The 16,218-nt window shown below is 71.8% G+C and carries 20 protein-coding genes; 13 read left to right on the plus strand and 7 right to left on the minus strand.

Annotated elements, in window-relative coordinates:
- The 7 genes from ITP53_RS45260 to ITP53_RS45290 form a co-directional block, all read left to right on the plus strand.
- Positions 1 to 218: metallophosphoesterase family protein (locus ITP53_RS45260; protein ID WP_456238115.1), on the plus strand; the 218-nt coding region annotated here is incomplete at its 5' end.
- A gap of 69 nt (positions 219 to 287) precedes the next feature.
- Positions 288 to 731: an SRPBCC family protein gene (locus tag ITP53_RS45265; RefSeq protein ID WP_195901657.1), complete on the plus strand. Its 444-nt coding sequence runs from the start codon at positions 288 to 290 to the stop codon at positions 729 to 731.
- Positions 728 to 1,885 carry an ArsA family ATPase gene (locus tag ITP53_RS45270; RefSeq protein WP_195901658.1) on the plus strand — a complete coding sequence of 386 codons (1,158 nt, stop codon included), beginning with the start codon at positions 728 to 730 and terminating at the stop codon, positions 1,883 to 1,885. Before ITP53_RS45265 ends, ITP53_RS45270 begins: the two co-directional genes overlap by 4 nt.
- Positions 1,886 to 1,975: 90 nt before the next feature.
- Positions 1,976 to 2,368: a DUF5304 family protein gene (locus ITP53_RS45275; RefSeq protein ID WP_195901659.1), complete on the plus strand. Its 393-nt coding sequence runs from the start codon at positions 1,976 to 1,978 to the stop codon at positions 2,366 to 2,368.
- Between the two features lie 14 nt (positions 2,369 to 2,382).
- Positions 2,383 to 3,315, plus strand: a complete 933-nt coding sequence (locus ITP53_RS45280) for an ROK family glucokinase (protein ID WP_195901660.1) — start codon at positions 2,383 to 2,385, stop codon at positions 3,313 to 3,315.
- Positions 3,316 to 3,325: 10 nt separating this feature from the next.
- Positions 3,326 to 4,021 (plus strand): endonuclease/exonuclease/phosphatase family protein, encoded by a 696-nt coding sequence (locus ITP53_RS45285; RefSeq protein ID WP_195901661.1) that lies wholly within the window; start codon positions 3,326 to 3,328, stop codon positions 4,019 to 4,021.
- Between the two features lie 37 nt (positions 4,022 to 4,058).
- Positions 4,059 to 5,168 carry a hypothetical protein gene (locus ITP53_RS45290; RefSeq protein WP_236051914.1) on the plus strand — a complete coding sequence of 370 codons (1,110 nt, stop codon included), beginning with the start codon at positions 4,059 to 4,061 and terminating at the stop codon, positions 5,166 to 5,168.
- Between the two features lie 52 nt (positions 5,169 to 5,220).
- Here ITP53_RS45290 and ITP53_RS45295 read toward each other — a convergent pair whose 3' ends face one another.
- A complete protein-coding gene (locus ITP53_RS45295) occupies positions 5,221 to 5,694 on the minus strand; it encodes a hypothetical protein (protein ID WP_195901662.1) in 474 nt (157 codons plus the stop codon).
- A 46-nt stretch (positions 5,695 to 5,740) separates the two neighbouring features.
- Positions 5,741 to 6,499: an alpha/beta hydrolase gene (locus ITP53_RS45300; RefSeq protein ID WP_195901663.1), complete on the minus strand. Its 759-nt coding sequence runs from the start codon at positions 6,497 to 6,499 to the stop codon at positions 5,741 to 5,743.
- 187 nt (positions 6,500 to 6,686) lie between these two features.
- Between ITP53_RS45300 and ITP53_RS45305 the strand changes: the two genes are divergently transcribed.
- Positions 6,687 to 7,394: a lysophospholipid acyltransferase family protein gene (locus ITP53_RS45305; protein ID WP_195901664.1), complete on the plus strand. Its 708-nt coding sequence runs from the start codon at positions 6,687 to 6,689 to the stop codon at positions 7,392 to 7,394.
- A 12-nt stretch (positions 7,395 to 7,406) separates the two neighbouring features.
- Here the strand turns inward: ITP53_RS45305 and ITP53_RS45310 are convergent, their stop codons facing one another.
- Positions 7,407 to 7,862, minus strand: coding sequence for a MarR family winged helix-turn-helix transcriptional regulator (locus ITP53_RS45310; RefSeq protein WP_195901665.1), 456 nt, complete (start codon positions 7,860 to 7,862; stop codon positions 7,407 to 7,409).
- An 84-nt stretch (positions 7,863 to 7,946) separates the two neighbouring features.
- On the opposite strand from ITP53_RS45310, the gene ITP53_RS45315 reads away from it, so the two are divergent.
- Positions 7,947 to 8,375: a DoxX family protein gene (locus tag ITP53_RS45315; protein WP_195901666.1), complete on the plus strand. Its 429-nt coding sequence runs from the start codon at positions 7,947 to 7,949 to the stop codon at positions 8,373 to 8,375.
- Between the two features lie 81 nt (positions 8,376 to 8,456).
- On the opposite strand, the gene mmuM is transcribed toward ITP53_RS45315, so the two are convergent.
- A complete protein-coding gene (gene mmuM, locus ITP53_RS45320; RefSeq protein WP_195901667.1) occupies positions 8,457 to 9,326 on the minus strand; it encodes a homocysteine S-methyltransferase in 870 nt (289 codons plus the stop codon).
- 27 nt (positions 9,327 to 9,353) lie between these two features.
- Complete coding sequence (locus tag ITP53_RS56520; RefSeq protein ID WP_207757342.1) at positions 9,354 to 9,518, minus strand: helix-turn-helix domain-containing protein; 165 nt, start codon at positions 9,516 to 9,518, stop codon at positions 9,354 to 9,356.
- Here ITP53_RS56520 and ITP53_RS56525 point away from each other — a divergent pair.
- Complete coding sequence (locus ITP53_RS56525) at positions 9,507 to 9,731, plus strand: YciI family protein (protein ID WP_207757343.1); 225 nt, start codon at positions 9,507 to 9,509, stop codon at positions 9,729 to 9,731. The two genes, ITP53_RS56520 and ITP53_RS56525, sit on opposite strands and share 12 nt — an antisense overlap.
- A gap of 84 nt (positions 9,732 to 9,815) precedes the next feature.
- On the opposite strand, the gene ITP53_RS45330 is transcribed toward ITP53_RS56525, so the two are convergent.
- Positions 9,816 to 12,155 carry a VIT domain-containing protein gene (locus tag ITP53_RS45330; RefSeq protein ID WP_195901669.1) on the minus strand — a complete coding sequence of 780 codons (2,340 nt, stop codon included), beginning with the start codon at positions 12,153 to 12,155 and terminating at the stop codon, positions 9,816 to 9,818.
- A 274-nt stretch (positions 12,156 to 12,429) separates the two neighbouring features.
- Positions 12,430 to 13,410, minus strand: a complete 981-nt coding sequence (locus ITP53_RS58540) for a helix-turn-helix domain-containing protein (protein WP_236051915.1) — start codon at positions 13,408 to 13,410, stop codon at positions 12,430 to 12,432.
- Positions 13,411 to 13,531: 121 nt separating this feature from the next.
- Here ITP53_RS58540 and ITP53_RS45340 point away from each other — a divergent pair, with 121 nt between their 5' ends.
- The 3 genes from ITP53_RS45340 to ITP53_RS45355 all read left to right on the plus strand — a co-directional run bounded on the left by ITP53_RS45340 (position 13,532) and on the right by ITP53_RS45355 (position 15,817).
- Positions 13,532 to 13,999: a Dps family protein gene (locus tag ITP53_RS45340; protein ID WP_195901670.1), complete on the plus strand. Its 468-nt coding sequence runs from the start codon at positions 13,532 to 13,534 to the stop codon at positions 13,997 to 13,999.
- A gap of 274 nt (positions 14,000 to 14,273) precedes the next feature.
- On the plus strand, positions 14,274 to 15,209 hold the full coding sequence (locus tag ITP53_RS58545) for a TIGR04282 family arsenosugar biosynthesis glycosyltransferase (protein WP_236051916.1): 936 nt from the start codon (positions 14,274 to 14,276) through the stop codon (positions 15,207 to 15,209).
- Positions 15,206 to 15,817: a methyltransferase domain-containing protein gene (locus ITP53_RS45355; RefSeq protein ID WP_195901671.1), complete on the plus strand. Its 612-nt coding sequence runs from the start codon at positions 15,206 to 15,208 to the stop codon at positions 15,815 to 15,817. The genes ITP53_RS58545 and ITP53_RS45355 overlap by 4 nt, the downstream gene beginning before the upstream one ends.
- Positions 15,818 to 16,218: the final 401 nt, after the last annotated feature.

The following is a 16,218-nucleotide window of genomic DNA, read 5'->3' on the forward strand; positions in this document are numbered from 1 at the left end:
CGCCCGCCCTGCCCGAACTGCTGTACGACGTGGTGGCCAGGCGGTTCGAGCGCGGCAGCGAGGCGACCCTGGAGGCGATCAGGCGTACGCAGCCGCGCTACGCCCTGTTCGGCCACGTGCACAACCCCCTTCGCGCGCGCACCCGCGTAGGACGTACCGAATGTGTGAACGTCGGCCACTTCCGGGGCAAGGGCGTCCCCTTCGTCCTCGAATGGTGACGTGACCGGTAAAGTTGGCCACGTCCGGCGGTCCATCCCAAGTCGTGGATTGTGCATTACGGTGGTCGCATGGCTGATCGCACCAGTTCGAGCACTTCCATCGGCGCGGGCCGCGCCGAGATCATGGCGGTCATCGCGGACTTCCCCGCCTACCCGGAATGGGCCGGGCAGGTCAAGAGCGCCGAGGTCCTCAGCACCGGCGCGGACGGCCTGCCGCAGGCGGTGCGGTTCGTTCTCGACGCCGGGCCGATCAGCGACTCCTACACCCTCGGCTACACCTGGGACGGCGCGGGCGGCGTGCGCTGGCAGGTCGTCGAGCCCGGGAAGATGGTCTCCGACCTGCGGGGTAGTTACCAGCTGTCGGAGACGGGCAGTGGCACGGACGTGACGTACGAGCTGACGGTCGACCTCAGCGTCCCCATGATAGGACTGATCAGGCGCAAGGCCGAGAAGGTGATCGTGGACACCGCGCTCAAGGGACTCAAGAACCGCGTAGAAGGCCGCCCGAGTTGAGCCCGCGGGTCCTGCTCTTCACCGGCAAGGGCGGCGTCGGCAAGACCACGGCCGCCGCCGCGACCGCCACGCTGGCCGCCAGACGCGGGCTCAAGACGCTGATCGTCTCCACCGACACGGCCCACTCGCTGGCCGACGCGCTCGCCGTCGAGCCCGGCGAGGTCGCGCCGGGGCTGCATCTGCACCAGGTCGACACGCAGCGCACGCTGGAGCGCCACTGGGGCGAGCTGCAGGATTACGCCAAGGGCGTGCTGACCGAGCTGGGCCTCGACGAGATCACCTCCGAGGAGATCACGGTGCTGCCGGGCGCCGAGGAGGTCATCGCCCTGCTGGAGCTGCGCGAGCACGCCCGCGAGGACCGCTGGGACGTGATCGTGGTCGACTGCGCGCCGACCGCGGAGACGCTACGGCTGCTGGCCCTGCCCGAGGCGCTCGACTGGCACGTCACCAGGCTCATGCCGGTCGGCCGCAAGGTCGTACGGCTGGTCGCGCCGTTCGTGCGCGGCGTCGCCCACGTCAGCGCGCCGGGCGAGGACGTCATGAGCGCCGCCGAGCGCTTCCACCGCGGCCTGATGGAGGTGCGCGAGCTGCTCACCGGCGACCAGGCCTCCGTCCGCCTGGTGCTGACGCCGGAGTCGGTGGTGCTGGCCGAGGCCCGGCGCACCCTCACCTCGCTCAACCTGTACGGCTACCGCGTCGACGCCGTCATCGCCAACCGCGTCTTCCCCTCGGACGGCGCCGACGAGTGGCGCGCCCAGTGGGTGGCGGCCCAGTCCAGGCTGCTCTCCGAGGCCGAGCAGTCGTTCGCGCCGCTGCCCATCCACGTCGTCCCCTACCTGCCCGCCGAGCCGGTCGGCGAGAGCGCGCTGGCCGAGCTGGGCGCGTCGATCTACGGCGAGTCCGACCCGTTCGCGGCCTCCTCCGCCCCGCCGCCGCTGCGGATGACCTCCGACGAGCTGACCCTCGCCCTGCCCGGGGCCGGCCGCGGCGACGTGGACCTGGCCCGCAAGGGAGACGAGCTGATCGTCACCGCGGGGCCGTACCGGAGGATCCTGGCCTTGCCCGTGTCTCTGGCGCGCAGGAAGATCAGTACGGCCGAGCTCCGCGACGGCGTGCTCCGCGTACGTTGGGCCGCGGACGGCGGCCCGACGTGAGCGGGTCTGGATTACGGTTCAGGTGGGGGAGCTAATCCGCAACCTGATGAGTTGAGGAGGATGAGCGACCCCATACGCAGGGAGGGCCACATGACCGAGAACAACGACCGAGACCCGATCGGGACCGTCGCGGACGAGGCGCGCAAGCTGCTCGACTCGATCCAGGGGCGGGCGACCCGTCAGGTCGGCAAGACCGTCTTCAACTCGTTCACCGGCGGAGGCGGCCGCAGGGAGCGGGACGTGTGGGAAGAGGCCGTGTCCGACTCCCACGACGAGTACATCTGCCGCGCCTGCCCGGTCTGCCGGGCGATCGCGGCGCAGCGGGAGTCAGGCTCCGACGTGACCGGGCATCTGGTGGCCGCGGGCGGGGAGCTGTTCGCCGCCTTCAAGGACGCGCTCGACGTGCTGAGCAGGCCGGCCCCCCGCCGGCCGCGCGACGAGCGCGACCGCCGCGATGACGTGGAACACATAGATCTGGGATAGGGAGACAAGAGGGCATGCTCACGATCGGTGTCGACATCGGCGGGACCAAGGTCGCCGCGGGTGTGGTCGACGACAAGGGTGAGATCGTCGTGCACACGCTGCGGCCCACCGCCGCCGACCGGCCCGACCTGGTGGCCGAGACGGTGGCCGACGTCGTCCGCGAGCTGTCCGCCGGCCGGGAGATCGAGGCCGTCGGGGTGGGCGCTGCCGGGTTCGTCGACGAGACCAGGTCGATGGTGCGCTTCGCCCCCAACCTCGCCTGGCGCGAGGAGCCGCTGCAGAAGAAGATCAGCGGCCTGGTCGGCCTGCCGGTCGTGATCGAGAACGACGCCAACGCCATGGCCTGGGGCGAGACCAGGTTCGGCGCCGGGCGCGGCCAGTCCCACGTGGTCTGCCTGACGCTCGGCACGGGCATCGGCGGCGGCCTGGTCTTCGACGGCGCACTCTACCGGGGCCGCTGGGGCATGGGCGCCGAGCTGGGCCACATGCAGGTCCTCCCCGGCGGGCGGCTGTGCGGCTGCGGCAACGTCGGCTGCTGGGAGCAGTACGCCAGCGGCCAGGCCCTCGTCAAGGACGCCAGAGAGATCGCCGCCGCCGCCCCTGAGCGGGCCGGGATCCTGCTCGGGCTGGCCGGCGGCAAGATCGAGGGTGAGGAGGTCACCGAGGCCGCCCGGCTGGGCGACGACGCCTCGCTGGCCGCGTTCGGCAGCCTGGCCGACTGGCTCGGCCAGGGGATGGCCGACCTGGCGGCCATTCTCGACCCGGGCTGCTTCATCGTCGGCGGCGGCGTGTCGCGCGCCGCCGACCTGTTCATCGACCGGGCCCGCGCCGCCTTCGCCGAACGGCTCACCGGTCAGGGGCACCGGCCGCTGGCCGAGATCCGGCTGGCCGAACTGGGCGCCTCCGCGGGCGTGGTGGGCGCCGCCGACCTGGCCAGGCAGCGCTAGAGCCCCGCGCGTGACGATCCGGGTCGGCACGTACAACGTACGCGGGATGCGTGACAGCGTTCCCGCTCTGGGCAGGGTCGTCACCGCCATGCGGGCCGACGTGCTCTGCGTGCAGGAGGCGCCCAGACTGTACGCCTGGCGGACCAGGCGCAGGCGGCTGGCCGCGAGCGCCGGGCTGCGGGTGGCCACCCCTGGCCGGCTCGGCGGCGTGGCGGTGCTCATCGGCCCGCGCGTCACCACGCTGTACGCCCGGAGCCACGCGCTGCGCGTCTTCCTCGGCCTGGAGCTGCGCGGCCTGGCGATCGCCGTGGTGGAGGCCGAGGGGGTGCGGCTGGCCGTCGGCTCGCTCCACCTCGACCTCAACGACCCCGCCAGGGTGCACCACGCGGCCGAGGCGATGACGCTGATGGAACGCACCGCCGCCAGGTTCGGGGCGGCGATCGTGCTCGGCGGCGACCTCAACGAGCAGGCACATCAGCCGGCCTGGCGTTACCTGGCCGGCCGGCTGGCCGACTGCTACGCGGTGGCGCCCAAGGGCGACGGGCTGACGTTCACCGCCGCGCAGCCGTCCGTACGCATCGACGGGGTGTTCGCCGGCCGTGAGACGGATGTCGTCTCGTGCGGGGGAGTGGACGCGGGGATCGCCGATCTTGCCGGGGCCAGCGACCATCTCCCGGTCATCGCGGAGTTGCGAGTTGGGCACTAATGGGCAAGAAGGGCCGTTCAGCCCGTAGCATTTGCTCATGACCCGTCGCTTTCGGCGGCGTGCGCTCTCCTTGATCCTGGCGACGTTCGTGATCCTGTCGCAGGTCACGCCCGCCGCGCATGCCGATCCCCGTCCCGCCACGATAGAGGCGTGGCAGCAGTCGACCAGCGTGCGCCTCGACGCCGACGGCTCGCTCTCCGACGTGCTCGCGCTCTCGCAGAACGACGTGTGGGCGGTCGGCCAGCAGGAGATCTGGGACGTGTGGAAGAACCGCGGCACCATCCGCCACTGGAACGGCGCCCGCTGGGCCGAGGTGGGCGTGCGCGACGCCACGGCCGCGGGAAACCTGCGCGGGCTGGCCGCCGCCGGGTCCTCCGACGTGTGGGCGGTCGGCGACGGGCACGACGGGCTGCCGTACCTCGCGCATGGCGACGCGGGCGGGTTCGACAGGGTCAGGCCGCAGGGACTGCGGGCCGGTGACTGGCTGGGCGGCGTCGACGCCAGGCCTGGCCGGGTCGTGGCGGTCGGCAGCCGGGACAGGCAGGGGCTCATCCTCACCGGCCAGGGCAACACCTGGACGGTGGAGGAGACGAAGGAGCCGGGCGCGCTCTACGCGGTGGCGGAGGGGTTCGCCGTCGGCGACACCGGCACCGAGCCGCTCGTCGTGCACTACTCGGGCGGCTCGTGGAAGTCCATGCCGCTGCCCTCCATCCGCGGCGGCTACCTGCGCGACATCCACGTCGACAGCGCCAAGCGGGCGATCGCCGTGGGCGGCGTCTACCACGGTCCAGGCGACATCGCCCCGCTCGTGCTGACCTGGAACGGCAAGCGCTGGCGCGAGCTGGGGCTGCCCGGCTCCGGCGCCCGGCTCTACGGCGTGACCGGTGACGGCAAGGGCCGCTACTGGATGGCCGGCTACGACCCCGAGCGGGCGGCGGAGCCGTTCATGATGCGCTGCGAGAAGGGCGAGTGCGACGTCATCAGGGGCGGCGCCAAGAAGGGCAGGAGCAGCGTACGCCTGCAGGCGGTGGCCTACCTGGCGGGCAAGAGCGCGGTCTGGGCGGTGGGGCACGCGGTCGACGCGGCCGACCGCTACACCGACGTCGTGGAGTCGTTCGCGCCCAAGGTCAGCACCTCGAAGTCCTAGCCGCTGTCGCAGCCGCCTGTCCGGGTCGCCGTCTGGGTCGCCGTCGGGGCCGTTAGAGCACTGCGCCGTCGTCCCAGCCGGAGTCGTTGGGCCGGTCGTCGCCCATGCGGACCACCAGCGCCACGAACCCGCCGATGAACGCCGCCACCGCCGTGAACAGCGCCCAGCCCTCCATGTGCCAGCTCGCCATCGCGGCGACCAGGAGGTAGGCGGGCCCGCCGAACAGGGCCACCCACGCCAGCTTGGTCGCCAGGTCGAGCTTGGGCAGAGGGGGCGGCGGCGGTGGCTCGAAGTGGCCCTCGTCCTCCGCGCCGTCCCGTTCGCCGTCCGGGTCCCGCTCGGCCGTGTCCTCGAGCTCCTCGAAACCCTCGAGTCCTTCTGAGGGCTTCACCACCCGGCGGACGGGCTCGGCGGGGACGTTTTCGCTGTCCGGCCATGGCTGGTCGGCCGAGTCGCGCTCGGCCGTCTCGTTGAAGGACGCGACGATCTGCCGCCAGACCTCGTCCTCGTCACTCTGGGGCGTCACCTAGATGGGCCTCTCCACAGCGATCGCGACTTCCCCCTGGGTGCGATCAGTCCCTCTGCAAGGGTACCGAGGCATGGGTTCGGATGAAGTCGAGGCTCCCGGCAAAGATCCTGTCGGCATCGTTGTCCAGCGTCGCAACATGATAGCTATCGCTAAGCTCCTCGATCGTGGCGTGCGGGACCCTCGCGCGGATGATCGCCACACTCGCCGGCTTCACCACGTGGTCCTCCGTGCTGTGGAAGACCAGTAGCGGCTGTGTCACCTTCGCCAGGTCGGCCCGCACCAGCGACCACAGGCCGGGCAGCGACGCCGCCGCCTTCACCGGGGTGCGAGTGTAGGCCAGTTCGGTCACGCCTGCCTTCTTGACGTCGCCCGCGACGCCGGGCACCGACGGCACGAACCATTTGAGCAGGGGAGCGAGCTTCAGCAGCGGCACGTCGTTCGCGATCGACGGGTTGACCGTCATCACGCCCCTGATCGCCGTGCCGTGCACCTCGGCGAGCCGCAGCGCCAGGCAGCCGCCCAGCGACAGCCCCGCCACGAACACGTCGGGGCAGCGGCCCTGGAGGTCCGCGAACGCCTTCTCCACCTCGGCGTACCAGTCCTCCCAGCGCGTCCGGTTCATCTCCTGCCACTTCGTGCCGTGCCCAGGCTGGCGGGGCAGCGACACGCTCACCCCGTGCCCGGCCAGGAACTCCCCCCACGGCCGCAGCGACTGCGGAGTGCCGGTGAACCCGTGGCAGAGCAGCACGCCTACCGGACCCGCGTCGTGGTGGTAGGGCTCAGCGCCTGGCATGAGCGGCATAACAGCTCCTCCATGCAGTTTCATTCCGGCAAAATTCATTCCGGCAAACCTTGCGGCAAATTCATCCGGAACTGCCCGATCGTCGCATGTTCCGGGGTGTTTGTGCGAGAGCAGATGTAGGAGCATGACGTTCGAGATGGGAAGATGACTCTGGTCGCCGACAACGTGCTGGAGAAGAGGTGCCGGGGTGTTCTACTGGGTGGTCAAGGCCATCTTGGGGCCGTTCCTCCGCCTCGTCTTCAGGCCGTGGACGGAGGGCGGGGACAACGTGCCCAGGCAGGGGCCGGCGATCCTGGCCGGCAACCACCTGTCGTTCGCCGACCATTTCTTCGGCCCGTTGCAGATCCGCCGCAAGGTGATCTCGCTGGGCAAGGCCGACTACTTCACCGGGAGCGGCGTCAAGGGCTTCTTCACGCGGCTGTTCTTCAGCGGCGTCGGCACCGTGCCGATCGACCGCTCAGGCGGCAAGGCCAGCGAGGCGGCGCTGCGCACCGGGCTGCGCGTCCTGCGCGAGGGCCACATCCTGGGCATCTACCCCGAGGGCACCCGCTCGCCCGACGGGCGCCTCTACAAGGGCAAGACCGGGGTGGCCAGGCTCGCCCTGGAGTCCCGGGTGCCGGTCATCCCGTGGGCCATGGTCAACACCTACGAGATGATGCCCCCCGGCCGTCTGCTGCCCAAACTGGGGATCCGGCCCGGCGTCAGGTTCGGCAAGCCGCTCGACTTCTCCCGCTACTACGGGATGGAGGAGGACCGCCTGGTGCTGCGTGCGGTGACGGATGAGATCATGTACGCGCTGATGGAGCTGTCCGGGCAGGAGTACGTCGACAAGTACGCGACCAGCGCCAAGATCGAGATGGAACGCGCCGCCCGCGCCGCCGCCGCGGCGAAGTGACCGCGCCCCCGCTCACGCCCGCAGGGCCTGCTCCGTCTTCCGCATGGCACTGGTCATCGCCCGCAGCTCCGCGCGGCTGAGCCGGTCGATCAGATAGGCCCGCACGATCTCCAGATGGCCGGGCGCCACCCGCTCCAGGCACTGCGCGCCCGCTTCGGTCAGCACCGCCAGCACGCCGCGCTCGTCGGACGGGCAGGTGGCCCGCTCCACCAGACCGGCCTTCTCCAGCCGGTCGACCTGGTACGTCAGCGCGCTCTTCGACACCACCACGCCCCTGGCCAGCTCCGTCATGCGCAGCCGGCGATCGGGGGCGGCGGCGAGGCGTACGAGGATCTCGTACTGGGGGTGGGTCAGGCCGGCCGTGGCCTTGAGTTGCTCTTCGATGCGCCGCTCGAGCAGGTGGGCGGTGGCCAGGAAGGCGCGCCACGCCGCCATCTCCGTCGCGTCCAGCCATCGGGGGTCCGTCACGGTCTCAGTGTACTTGTTGTTCAGATTTGAACTTTCCTGAGCTAGAGTTGTTGTTCAAAACTGAACGACCTTCAGGGAGGACACATGCTGGACCAGACGCGCCCCGTCGCACTGCTGCTCGCGAGGGTCGCCATCGGGGTGATCTTCTTCGTCCACGGCTACCAGAAGTTCGTCACGATGGGCCTCGCGGGCACGGTCGAGTTCTTCGAGTCCGCCGGGATCCCGCTGGCCGGCGTGGCGGCGCCCGCGGTGGCGGTGCTGGAGGTCGCGGGCGGCCTGGCGCTGGTCCTGGGCGCGGCGCTGCCCGTCGTGAGCACGCTGCTGGCGATCGACATGATCGGCGCGATCGTGTTCGTGCACGGCGCGAGCGGCTTCAGCGCCGGGGAGGGCGGCTACGAGTTCGTCCTCGCGCTGGCCGCGGGCAGCCTGGCGGTCGGCTTCTCGGGCGGCGGCGCCCTGGCACTCGACGGCCTGCTCGCCCGCCGCCGCGCCGCCGCGGTCGTCTCCGCCTAGCCTCCAGTCTCACGCCGCGGCCGTCTCCGCCCAGCGGTCTCACGCCGCTGTCTTGCGATCTCACGCCGCAGTGGTCTCCGCCTAGTCTCCGGCCTGGGTGCGGATCTGGCGGATGTGCTCAGGAGTCGTCCGGCAGCAGCCGCCGATCAGGGACGCGCCCGCCCGCCGCCACTCCTTCGCGGCCTGGCCGAACTCCACCGGATCGGTCAGGCCCAGCCAGCGGTGGCCGGCGGCGTCCCAGGTCTCGCCCGAGTTCGGATAGACCACGACGGGCAGCCGGCCGGACAGGCACGAGATCAGCCCGCGGATGTGCCGGGGCGCCGTGCAGTTGGCGCCGACGGCCACCACCTGCGGGTCGCCGCTGAACAACGCGGCCGCCTCGCGGATCGGGGTGCCGTCGTTGAGTCGCTCGCCGTCCCTGCAGGAGAAACTCACCCACGCCTTGATCCCCGGCGTGCGGGCCAGCAGTCTGGCCAGCGCCCGCGCCTCCGGGTAGGACGGGATCGTCTCGCACGCCAGCAGGTCGGCTCCGGCCGAGGCGAGGATCTCCCACCGCGGCAGGTGCCAGGCGTACAGGCCGTCCTCGTCGAGGTCGTAGTCGCCGGTGTATTCGGCGCCGTTGGCCAGGTAGGCGCCGTACGGGCCGACCGAGGCCGCCACCAGCCCGCGACCGGCCGCGTCCCGCGCCTGCCCGGCCAGCTCCACCGACAGCCTGATCAGCCGCTCGGCACCAGAAACGTCGAGCCCGCGTCGTACGAACCCCGGGATCGTGGCCTGGTAACTGGCGGTCGTGGCCACGTCGGCGCCCGCCGCGAAGTAGTCGGCGTGTGCCTGCCTGATCAGCTCCGGCTCCTCCAGCAGCAGCCGCGCCGACCACAGCTCGTCACCGAGATCGGCGCCGAGCCGCTCGAGATGGGTGGACAGGCCGCCGTCCAGGACGAGTACGCTCACCCGTCCAGCGTAGGAGCCCGCGCGTCCTCACGTGACCAGGCCGGCGAGCGCCGCCCGGTCCAGCACGATCACCTCGCCCGTGCCGATCTCGATCACGCCCCGGCGCTCGAACCCGCGCAGGGCCCGGTTGACGCTCACCCTGGTCGCGCCGATCTCGGCGCCCAGTCCCGCCTGGCCTGCGTGCAGGGGCACCCGGCCGTTCGCGCACCGGCGTACCAGCCAGCGGGCCACCCGCGCGGGCACGTCGCGCACGACCGCGGTCCCTGGGCGGACGACACCGGAGCGCCGCACGTCTACGAGGTCGCGGACGAGGCCGAACTGCGGGAGATCATCGGGCGGGACCCGTACACGGCGGCGGGCGGCTGCGAGATCGTACTGCTGAAGGAGTGGACTCCGATCGTGTAGCCCGCCCCGGGAGGTCCCCGGGACGGGCCACACGCCTCCGCCGTCAGGCGCGCTTCCAGAAGGAGGCGGGCCACACGCGTCCGGTCAGGCGCGCTTCCAGAAGGAGCGCCGGCCGGTCGAGGGCGGAGCCTGGCCGGTCGACGGTGGAGCCTGGCCGCCGGTGAGCGCCGTGAGTACCTCGACGGCGCGGTCGTGCAGCGTCCGCGCGTCCGCGCCCGGCCGCTCGGCCGCCTCCAGCTCGCGCGCCAGCGTCTCCAGCTCCTCGTTCCCGCCGAGGTACGCCGCCAGCGCCGCCAGCCGCGAGCCCAGGTCGGCCAGATACAGCAGATCGGGCGCGGGCAGCGCCTTGAGCCGGTCGAGCTCGGCCACCAACTGCGGCTTGATCGACTCCAGCCGATGGGCCGGCCGCGGCGACCGGCCGAACCCGGGCCCGCCCGGCATGGCCCCAGGCACCGCCGGCGCGGGCATCGACGGCGCCCGCCCGGTGACGTCCCCAGGGCCGCCGGCCAGGAACTCGTCGGCGGCCGCGTTGAAGCCGGGTGCGGGCACCCGCATCCGGGGCCCGGCCGCGGGCGCGGCCATGGTCATCGCCTGGGCCGCGAATCCGCCCATCATCGACCCGGCCTGCGGCGGCTCCCAGCCACTCGGCGGTTCGACCGGCTGGATGACACGGTGCTCCGGCCCGCCCTCGGCGACCTGCCTGATGTCGATCGCCACGTACGCGGTGAAGCGGCACAGCACGCCGTGTTCCAAAGACGTGCGCACGATCTCGGACTCCAGGTCGTGCTCGCCCATGGCGTACCGGTCCTCCAGCTCGCGCAGGTGGGCGCGGGCCCACACGGCGCGGATGGCCGGGTTTTCCACCGTCATGCCGGCGACGTGCTCCTCCCACGGGCCGCCGGCCGCCATCCCGCGCACGGTCAGCGACGAGCCGTCGCGGTAGCGCCCGTACACCCTCAGCGGGACACCAGGGAAGATCGAGCCGAGGTGCGTGACCGTGCCGGGCTCGACCTCCAGGCCCTTGAGCGAGAGGTCGGTCACCAGGGGCGCGCCGATCCTGCGGTGGATCTGTTCCATGGCCGCGTCGAGCCGGTCCTCCGACTCGACCAGCTCGCACCGGCCCGCGCCGAGACCGGCCAGCCTGCCGAGGAAGCCGGCGTTCACGGCCCGGTCGATGCCCACCGTGTGCACGCGCGTGGCCGACAGCGCGCCGCCTGCCTGCTCCAGGATCTGGTCCTCGTTGCCCACCTGGCCGTCGGTGACCAGCACCACGACGCGTTCCCGCTCGTCGCGGGCGCCGAGGAGCGTGATGGCGCGGCGCAGCGGCGCCAGCAGCTCCGTGCCGCCGCGGGCGTCGACCCTGGCGAGGTGCTCGACGGCGCGGTAGCGGTTGCGGTCGGACGCCTCCACGAGCCCCTCGAACGCCTCCTCGACGACCGAGTCGAACGTCAGCACCGCGAATCTGTCCTGCGGCGTCAGCGTGTCGACGATCCGCGCCGCGGCACGCCGCGCGGCGACCATCTTCCAGCCGCCCATGCTGCCGGAGCGGTCGAGCACCAGCACCAGGTCGCGCGGCGTACGCGTGGCCTGGAACGGCGGCGGCACGACGGTGAGCGCGAACGTGCCCGCGCCGTCGAGTTGCAGCGAGGTCGACGCGTCGAACGACAGGCGCAGGATGAAGTCGCGGTCGAGGCGCTCGCCGGGGCGCAGGCGTACCGTGTGGCCCTCCTCCTCGACCACGTGCAGGCTGGAGGCGAGCTCGCGCAGCTCCAGCCCGGCGGCGTCCACGCTCGCGGTGAGCGCGAGCCGCACCGGGTTGGGGAAGCCGGGCAGCAGAACGGGCGGGCTGATCCTGGAAGCGTCCGGGACCGCGTCGGTGTCGGGCGCGGCGCCGTCACCGGCGGGCGTCCCGTCGATCGGGTTGCCCGGGATGTAGCGCGGCGCCACGACGAGCGGGAACCTGAACGTGGCCGCGCCGTCCTCGTACGGCAGCGGCTGGCTCATCGTCAGCCGGACCGAGACGTGCTCGCCGGGCAGGATGTTGCCCACCCTGATCGTGAACACGTCGGGCCGGTCCTCCTCGGCGATCGCGGCCCGTCTGCCCTCGCGCAGCGCCTGGTCGTAGTCGGCCCTGGCCTGGCCGCGTTCCTTCAGCACGCCCTCGACCACCCGGTCGTCGGCCTCCATACGGAAGCCGGTGACCGCAGCCCGGTCGGGGAGCGGGAAGACGTACGTGGCCTCCAGCGTGACGTCGAACGGGTTCATGAAGCCCTGCGTGACCTCCACTCCGGCGATCAGCCCGGAGATGTCGGCGGCCACGTCCACGCTCTCCAGCGGCAGGTTGCCGCGTTCGGTCAGCAGCGCGCCGAATCCGGCGTCCGGCACCGGCAGGCACCGGGCGGGCTCCAGCGAAGTGACGTTCATCGCTCCTCCTTGAGTGTGGAGACCCCCGGATCGATCCGTGGGGAGGAAAAGCGGCGCGGTGCCGCAGAGATCGGTTTGGTCCTCGGAGGTGGTGATGACCGAGCCGCCGTCCGTATGACATGCGGGGCCCTCGCCGCCGGGCCGGCGGAGTGGTGAAACGCCGGTGGAGGGCTGGTAAGACCCGATCCGTGAAGGCGGCGACGGCGTGGTCCGGTGAAGCAGGAAGATCCACCCGCGAGGCTGGAAGCCCCCGGCTTCGGTCGCGTTGAGAAGGTCACAGCAGCTCCCTCTCTTCGAGCACCGCGAGCAGCGGGCCCGCCGCCGCTCGCAAGGCCTCGACGTCGTCGCGGGACAGCACACGTCCCGCGTCCAGCACCAATCTCACTCCGTCGTCCAGCACCACACCCGCGATCATCCCAGGCAGGGCACCCCGGTCCGTCGCACGTGCTTCGGTTGGGTGGCCCGATGATTTTTTCTGACCTGGTGTCTCGATCGGTCCGCCGGGCGTGACCGCGTCGCCTGGTGACTCAGGATTGCGTGCGCGCCCCCTGCCCGGGTGCTCGGCCCAGAAGCGGCCACGGGCCGGACCTCTGCCGAGTCCTGATTCGTCGCCGGGGGCCGCACCGCCGGGCTCGGCCGTACGCACTCGCCCGTGCCGGCTTCCTGGGCGTCCCGCGGCGTTTCGCGGTGGTTCGGCGTCCGGTTCAGGATGGCCGTCCAGCGACGGCGTGACCACCTGTCGCGGATCGTCGAGCGCCGGACCGGCGAATGCCGGGTCTCCAGGCTGCGGATCACAGAGTGCCGGGTTGCCGGACCGCCGATCGCCGGGGCGCGGGTCGCCGGGCCGGGGGCCGTCGAGTGGCCGGCCCGTGAGCGGTGGGTCGGTTAGTGACGTACCGGTCGGCGAGTGACCCTCGAGGGGCGCGTCCGTCATGGGTGCGTCGTTGAACGCGCCTGCCGCGGCCTCCAGCATCGTGTCCGTCGCTCCGGCCAGTGCCACCTGGATCTGGGCGATCGAGTGGCCCGCCGCCTGCATGCGTTTGACGGCGACGAGTTGCAACAGGTGGCGGCGTCCGTACCGGGCGATTCTGCCGCGCCTCGTCAGGGGCGGGTCCACGAGCCCGATGGTCGTGTACCACCTGATCAGTCGGTCCCCGGGCACGTCGCGGACCCGGCCGTTGAGCGGCGTCGCGCCGTCGCGCAGCGTCCGCGCCGCGCGGTCGGCCAACTCGCCGATGGTCCAGGTGTCGCTCATACCTCCAGAATGACACTGTCACTATTACACTGTCAATGACAGATTGATCGGAAGAAATGTGCCTCCGTATGGCGTTCTCTCTTTGGGGGAAAACTCCGACAGACGGGGAGGAACTACGGACATGGCTGCAATCACCGGCCCGATTTCGGGCGATGCCAAGAACGTCGTCGCGGATGCCCTGCAAGGTGCCCTGGTCGACCTGATCGACCTCTCGCTGGTGGCCAAGCAGGCGCACTGGAACCTCATCGGCTCCCACTTCCGCCCGATCCACCTCCAACTCGACGAGGTGACCGAGCTGGCGAGGACCCACATGGACTCCATCGCCGAGCGTGCCGTCGCCCTCGGGATCAACCCGGACGGCCGCTCCGCCACGGTCGCCAGGTCCACCAAGCTCGGGCAGCTCGAGAGCGGCTGGCTGGAGGACGGCAAGGTCGTGGCGACGATCACCGACATCCTCGACGGCATCAGCAAGCGCATGCACGAGCGCGTCCGGACCACGGACGAGCCCGACCCGGTCACCCAGGACCTGCTCATCGCGGTGGCCCAGGACGTCGACAAACAGCACTGGATGTTCCAGGCCCAGCGCTGACAGCAGGAAGCACGGCGCCGGCGGCAGAACGAACGGCGCGGAAGGCCGAATAACGGCCGGACACAGCCCGGGAGCCCGCCGGCTCCCGGGCCATCCGTGTGGGTTCGGGCGCACGGCTGTCCGCGAGAACCCAAGCCCTACGCACAGCCTTTCGGTGTCGAGGTCAGGAACGGGATCGCCGAAGTCAGGGGCCGTGCCAACAGCAGGGGGCCTGGGGGTGCCGTAACCGGCACGTAAGAGGTGATCACCTGTTGTTGATCTAGCGTGCCGGAGTATGAACGACCGCACGCAGATCGTCGTGCTCGCCAAGCGACCGCGGCCGGGTCGTGTGAAGACCCGGCTGACGCCGCCGTACACCCCGGCCGAGGCGGCCGAGTTGGCCGCGGGCGCGCTGTACGACACCCTGGCCGCCGTAGCCGCCACGCCCGCCGCCGCCCGCGTGCTGGCCATCGACGACGTTCCCGGCTTCCACGCCGACACCCACACCGGCGACCCCGCTTTGGGACCGCTCGCCGACGCCTTGGACATGGGCCCTGCATTTGACTGGGTCGACCCCTTGGACACGGACGGCGGCGGTGCCTTCGACACGGGCGGCGCCTCGGACACGGGCGGTGCCTTCGACAGGGGCGGCGCCTCGGACACGGGCGGTGCCTTCGACAGGGGCGGCGCCTCGGACACGGGCGGTGCCTTCGACAGGGGCGGCGCCTCGGACATGGCCGGCGCCTCTGACGCGGCCGGCGGCTTGGACGGGGCTGGTGCTCTGGGCGCGGGCGGTGCCTTCGAGGTGATCGGGCAGCGCGGGGACACGCTGGATGAGCGTCTCGCGTGGGCGTTCGAGGACGTTCACGCCCGGCGCCCGATCCCCATCCTCCTCGTCGGCATGGACACCCCCCAGCTCACCCCAGCTCTCCTCGTCCAGGCCGCCGAAGCCCTGACCGGCCACGACGCGGTGTTCGGCCCCGCGGCCGACGGCGGGTTCTGGTTGCTCGGGCTGCGGCGCCCCGACCCCGCCCGGCTGCTCGGCGTACCCATGTCCAGGCCCGACACGGGGGCCGCCCAGTTGCGCCGCCTGCGCGGGCTGTCCGTGGCGATGCTGCCGTGCCTCACCGACGTGGACGACGCCGCGGACGCCCGCGTGGTCGCCGAGCAGGCGCCGCACACGCGGTTCGCCGCCGTCCTGGCCCGCCTCGGCGCGGGGGCCGCCAGGTGATCGGCCAGCTCTACGCGGAGTCGCTGACCGGCGCCGAGATCGACATCGAGTACGAGGACGGCCGCCGTGAGCCGCTCGCCGCCATGCGCTGGCTGGAACCCATCGACGGCGACGAGGCCATGTTGTCCCGCTGTACGGGCCCCACGCTCGACGTCGGCTCAGGACCGGGCAGGCTCACGGTGGCTCTCGCCGCGCGTGGCGTCGCGGTGCTCGGCATAGACGTCACCCCGCACGCCGTACGGCTGACACTGGAGGCGGGCGGCCTGGCCCTGTGCCGGGACGTGTTCGGGCGCGTCCCGGGCAGCGGGCGCTGGGCGACGGCCCTGCTGGCGGACGGCAACATCGGCATCGGCGGGGACCCGGCGGCCCTGCTGCGCCGGATGCGCGAGCTCGTCAGGCCCGGCGGTGAGGTGATCGCCGAGGTCGCGGCGCCGGGCACGCCCAGCGTGGCCGAACGGGTACGGCTGCGCCACGGTGAAGTGACCGGCTCCTGGTTCCGATGGGGACGAGTCTCGGCCTCCGACGCGCCCACGCTGGCCCGGGAAAGCGGATTCACCATCACGGACTGTCACCAAAGGGCCGGTCGGTGGTTCGCATTCCTCCGCTAGACCCGTTTTCCGCACCTCACCGCCGCCGACCTGCGCCAATCACTCACAACGGTAAGGCTGCTGTAGCGGCTGACCTGCGACGATGCGGCGCGTGGCGGAAACGGGGCTAGGCGAACCAAGCGGGTTCGCCTTCCTGCGGGCGAACCAAGTGGGTTCGCCTTCCTACGTGTACGAAGAGGGCCGGCGTTCCTGCGGGCGGAGGGAATCCAGGTTCCTGCGCCGGGCGTAAGGGGAGGGCTGGCGTTCCTGGGCCGAGCACGTTTTCTGGAGGCGTGCGGAGAAGCTTCAGGTTCCTGCGCCGGGTGTTAGAGGCCCTTCCTGTCCCGAGCGTGCGGAGGGGGCTTTGGGGTTTCTGGGCCGGGCGTGTGGAAGGGGTTCGGGTTTCTGGGGCGGGAGTACGG

Origin of the sequence: Nonomuraea cypriaca (assembly GCF_015645445.1) — a bacterium.
GTDB classification, from domain to species: Bacteria; Actinomycetota; Actinomycetes; order Streptosporangiales; family Streptosporangiaceae; genus Nonomuraea; species Nonomuraea cypriaca.

Coding starts and splice junctions, on each gene's coding strand:
- ITP53_RS45275 (WP_195901659.1), top strand. CDS start 1,976: ATGACCGAGAACAACGACCGAGACCCGATCGGGACCGTCGCGGACGAG.
- ITP53_RS45280 (WP_195901660.1), top strand. CDS start 2,383: ATGCTCACGATCGGTGTCGACATCGGCGGGACCAAGGTCGCCGCGGGT.
- ITP53_RS45290 (WP_236051914.1), top strand. CDS start 4,059: ATGACCCGTCGCTTTCGGCGGCGTGCGCTCTCCTTGATCCTGGCGACG.
- ITP53_RS58540 (WP_236051915.1), bottom strand. CDS start 13,410: ATGAGCGACACCTGGACCATCGGCGAGTTGGCCGACCGCGCGGCGCGG.
- ITP53_RS45300 (WP_195901663.1), bottom strand. CDS start 6,499: ATGCCGCTCATGCCAGGCGCTGAGCCCTACCACCACGACGCGGGTCCG.
- ITP53_RS58545 (WP_236051916.1), top strand. CDS start 14,274: ATGAACGACCGCACGCAGATCGTCGTGCTCGCCAAGCGACCGCGGCCG.
- ITP53_RS45265 (WP_195901657.1), top strand. CDS start 288: ATGGCTGATCGCACCAGTTCGAGCACTTCCATCGGCGCGGGCCGCGCC.
- ITP53_RS45330 (WP_195901669.1), bottom strand. CDS start 12,155: ATGAACGTCACTTCGCTGGAGCCCGCCCGGTGCCTGCCGGTGCCGGAC.
- ITP53_RS45315 (WP_195901666.1), top strand. CDS start 7,947: ATGCTGGACCAGACGCGCCCCGTCGCACTGCTGCTCGCGAGGGTCGCC.
- ITP53_RS45340 (WP_195901670.1), top strand. CDS start 13,532: ATGGCTGCAATCACCGGCCCGATTTCGGGCGATGCCAAGAACGTCGTC.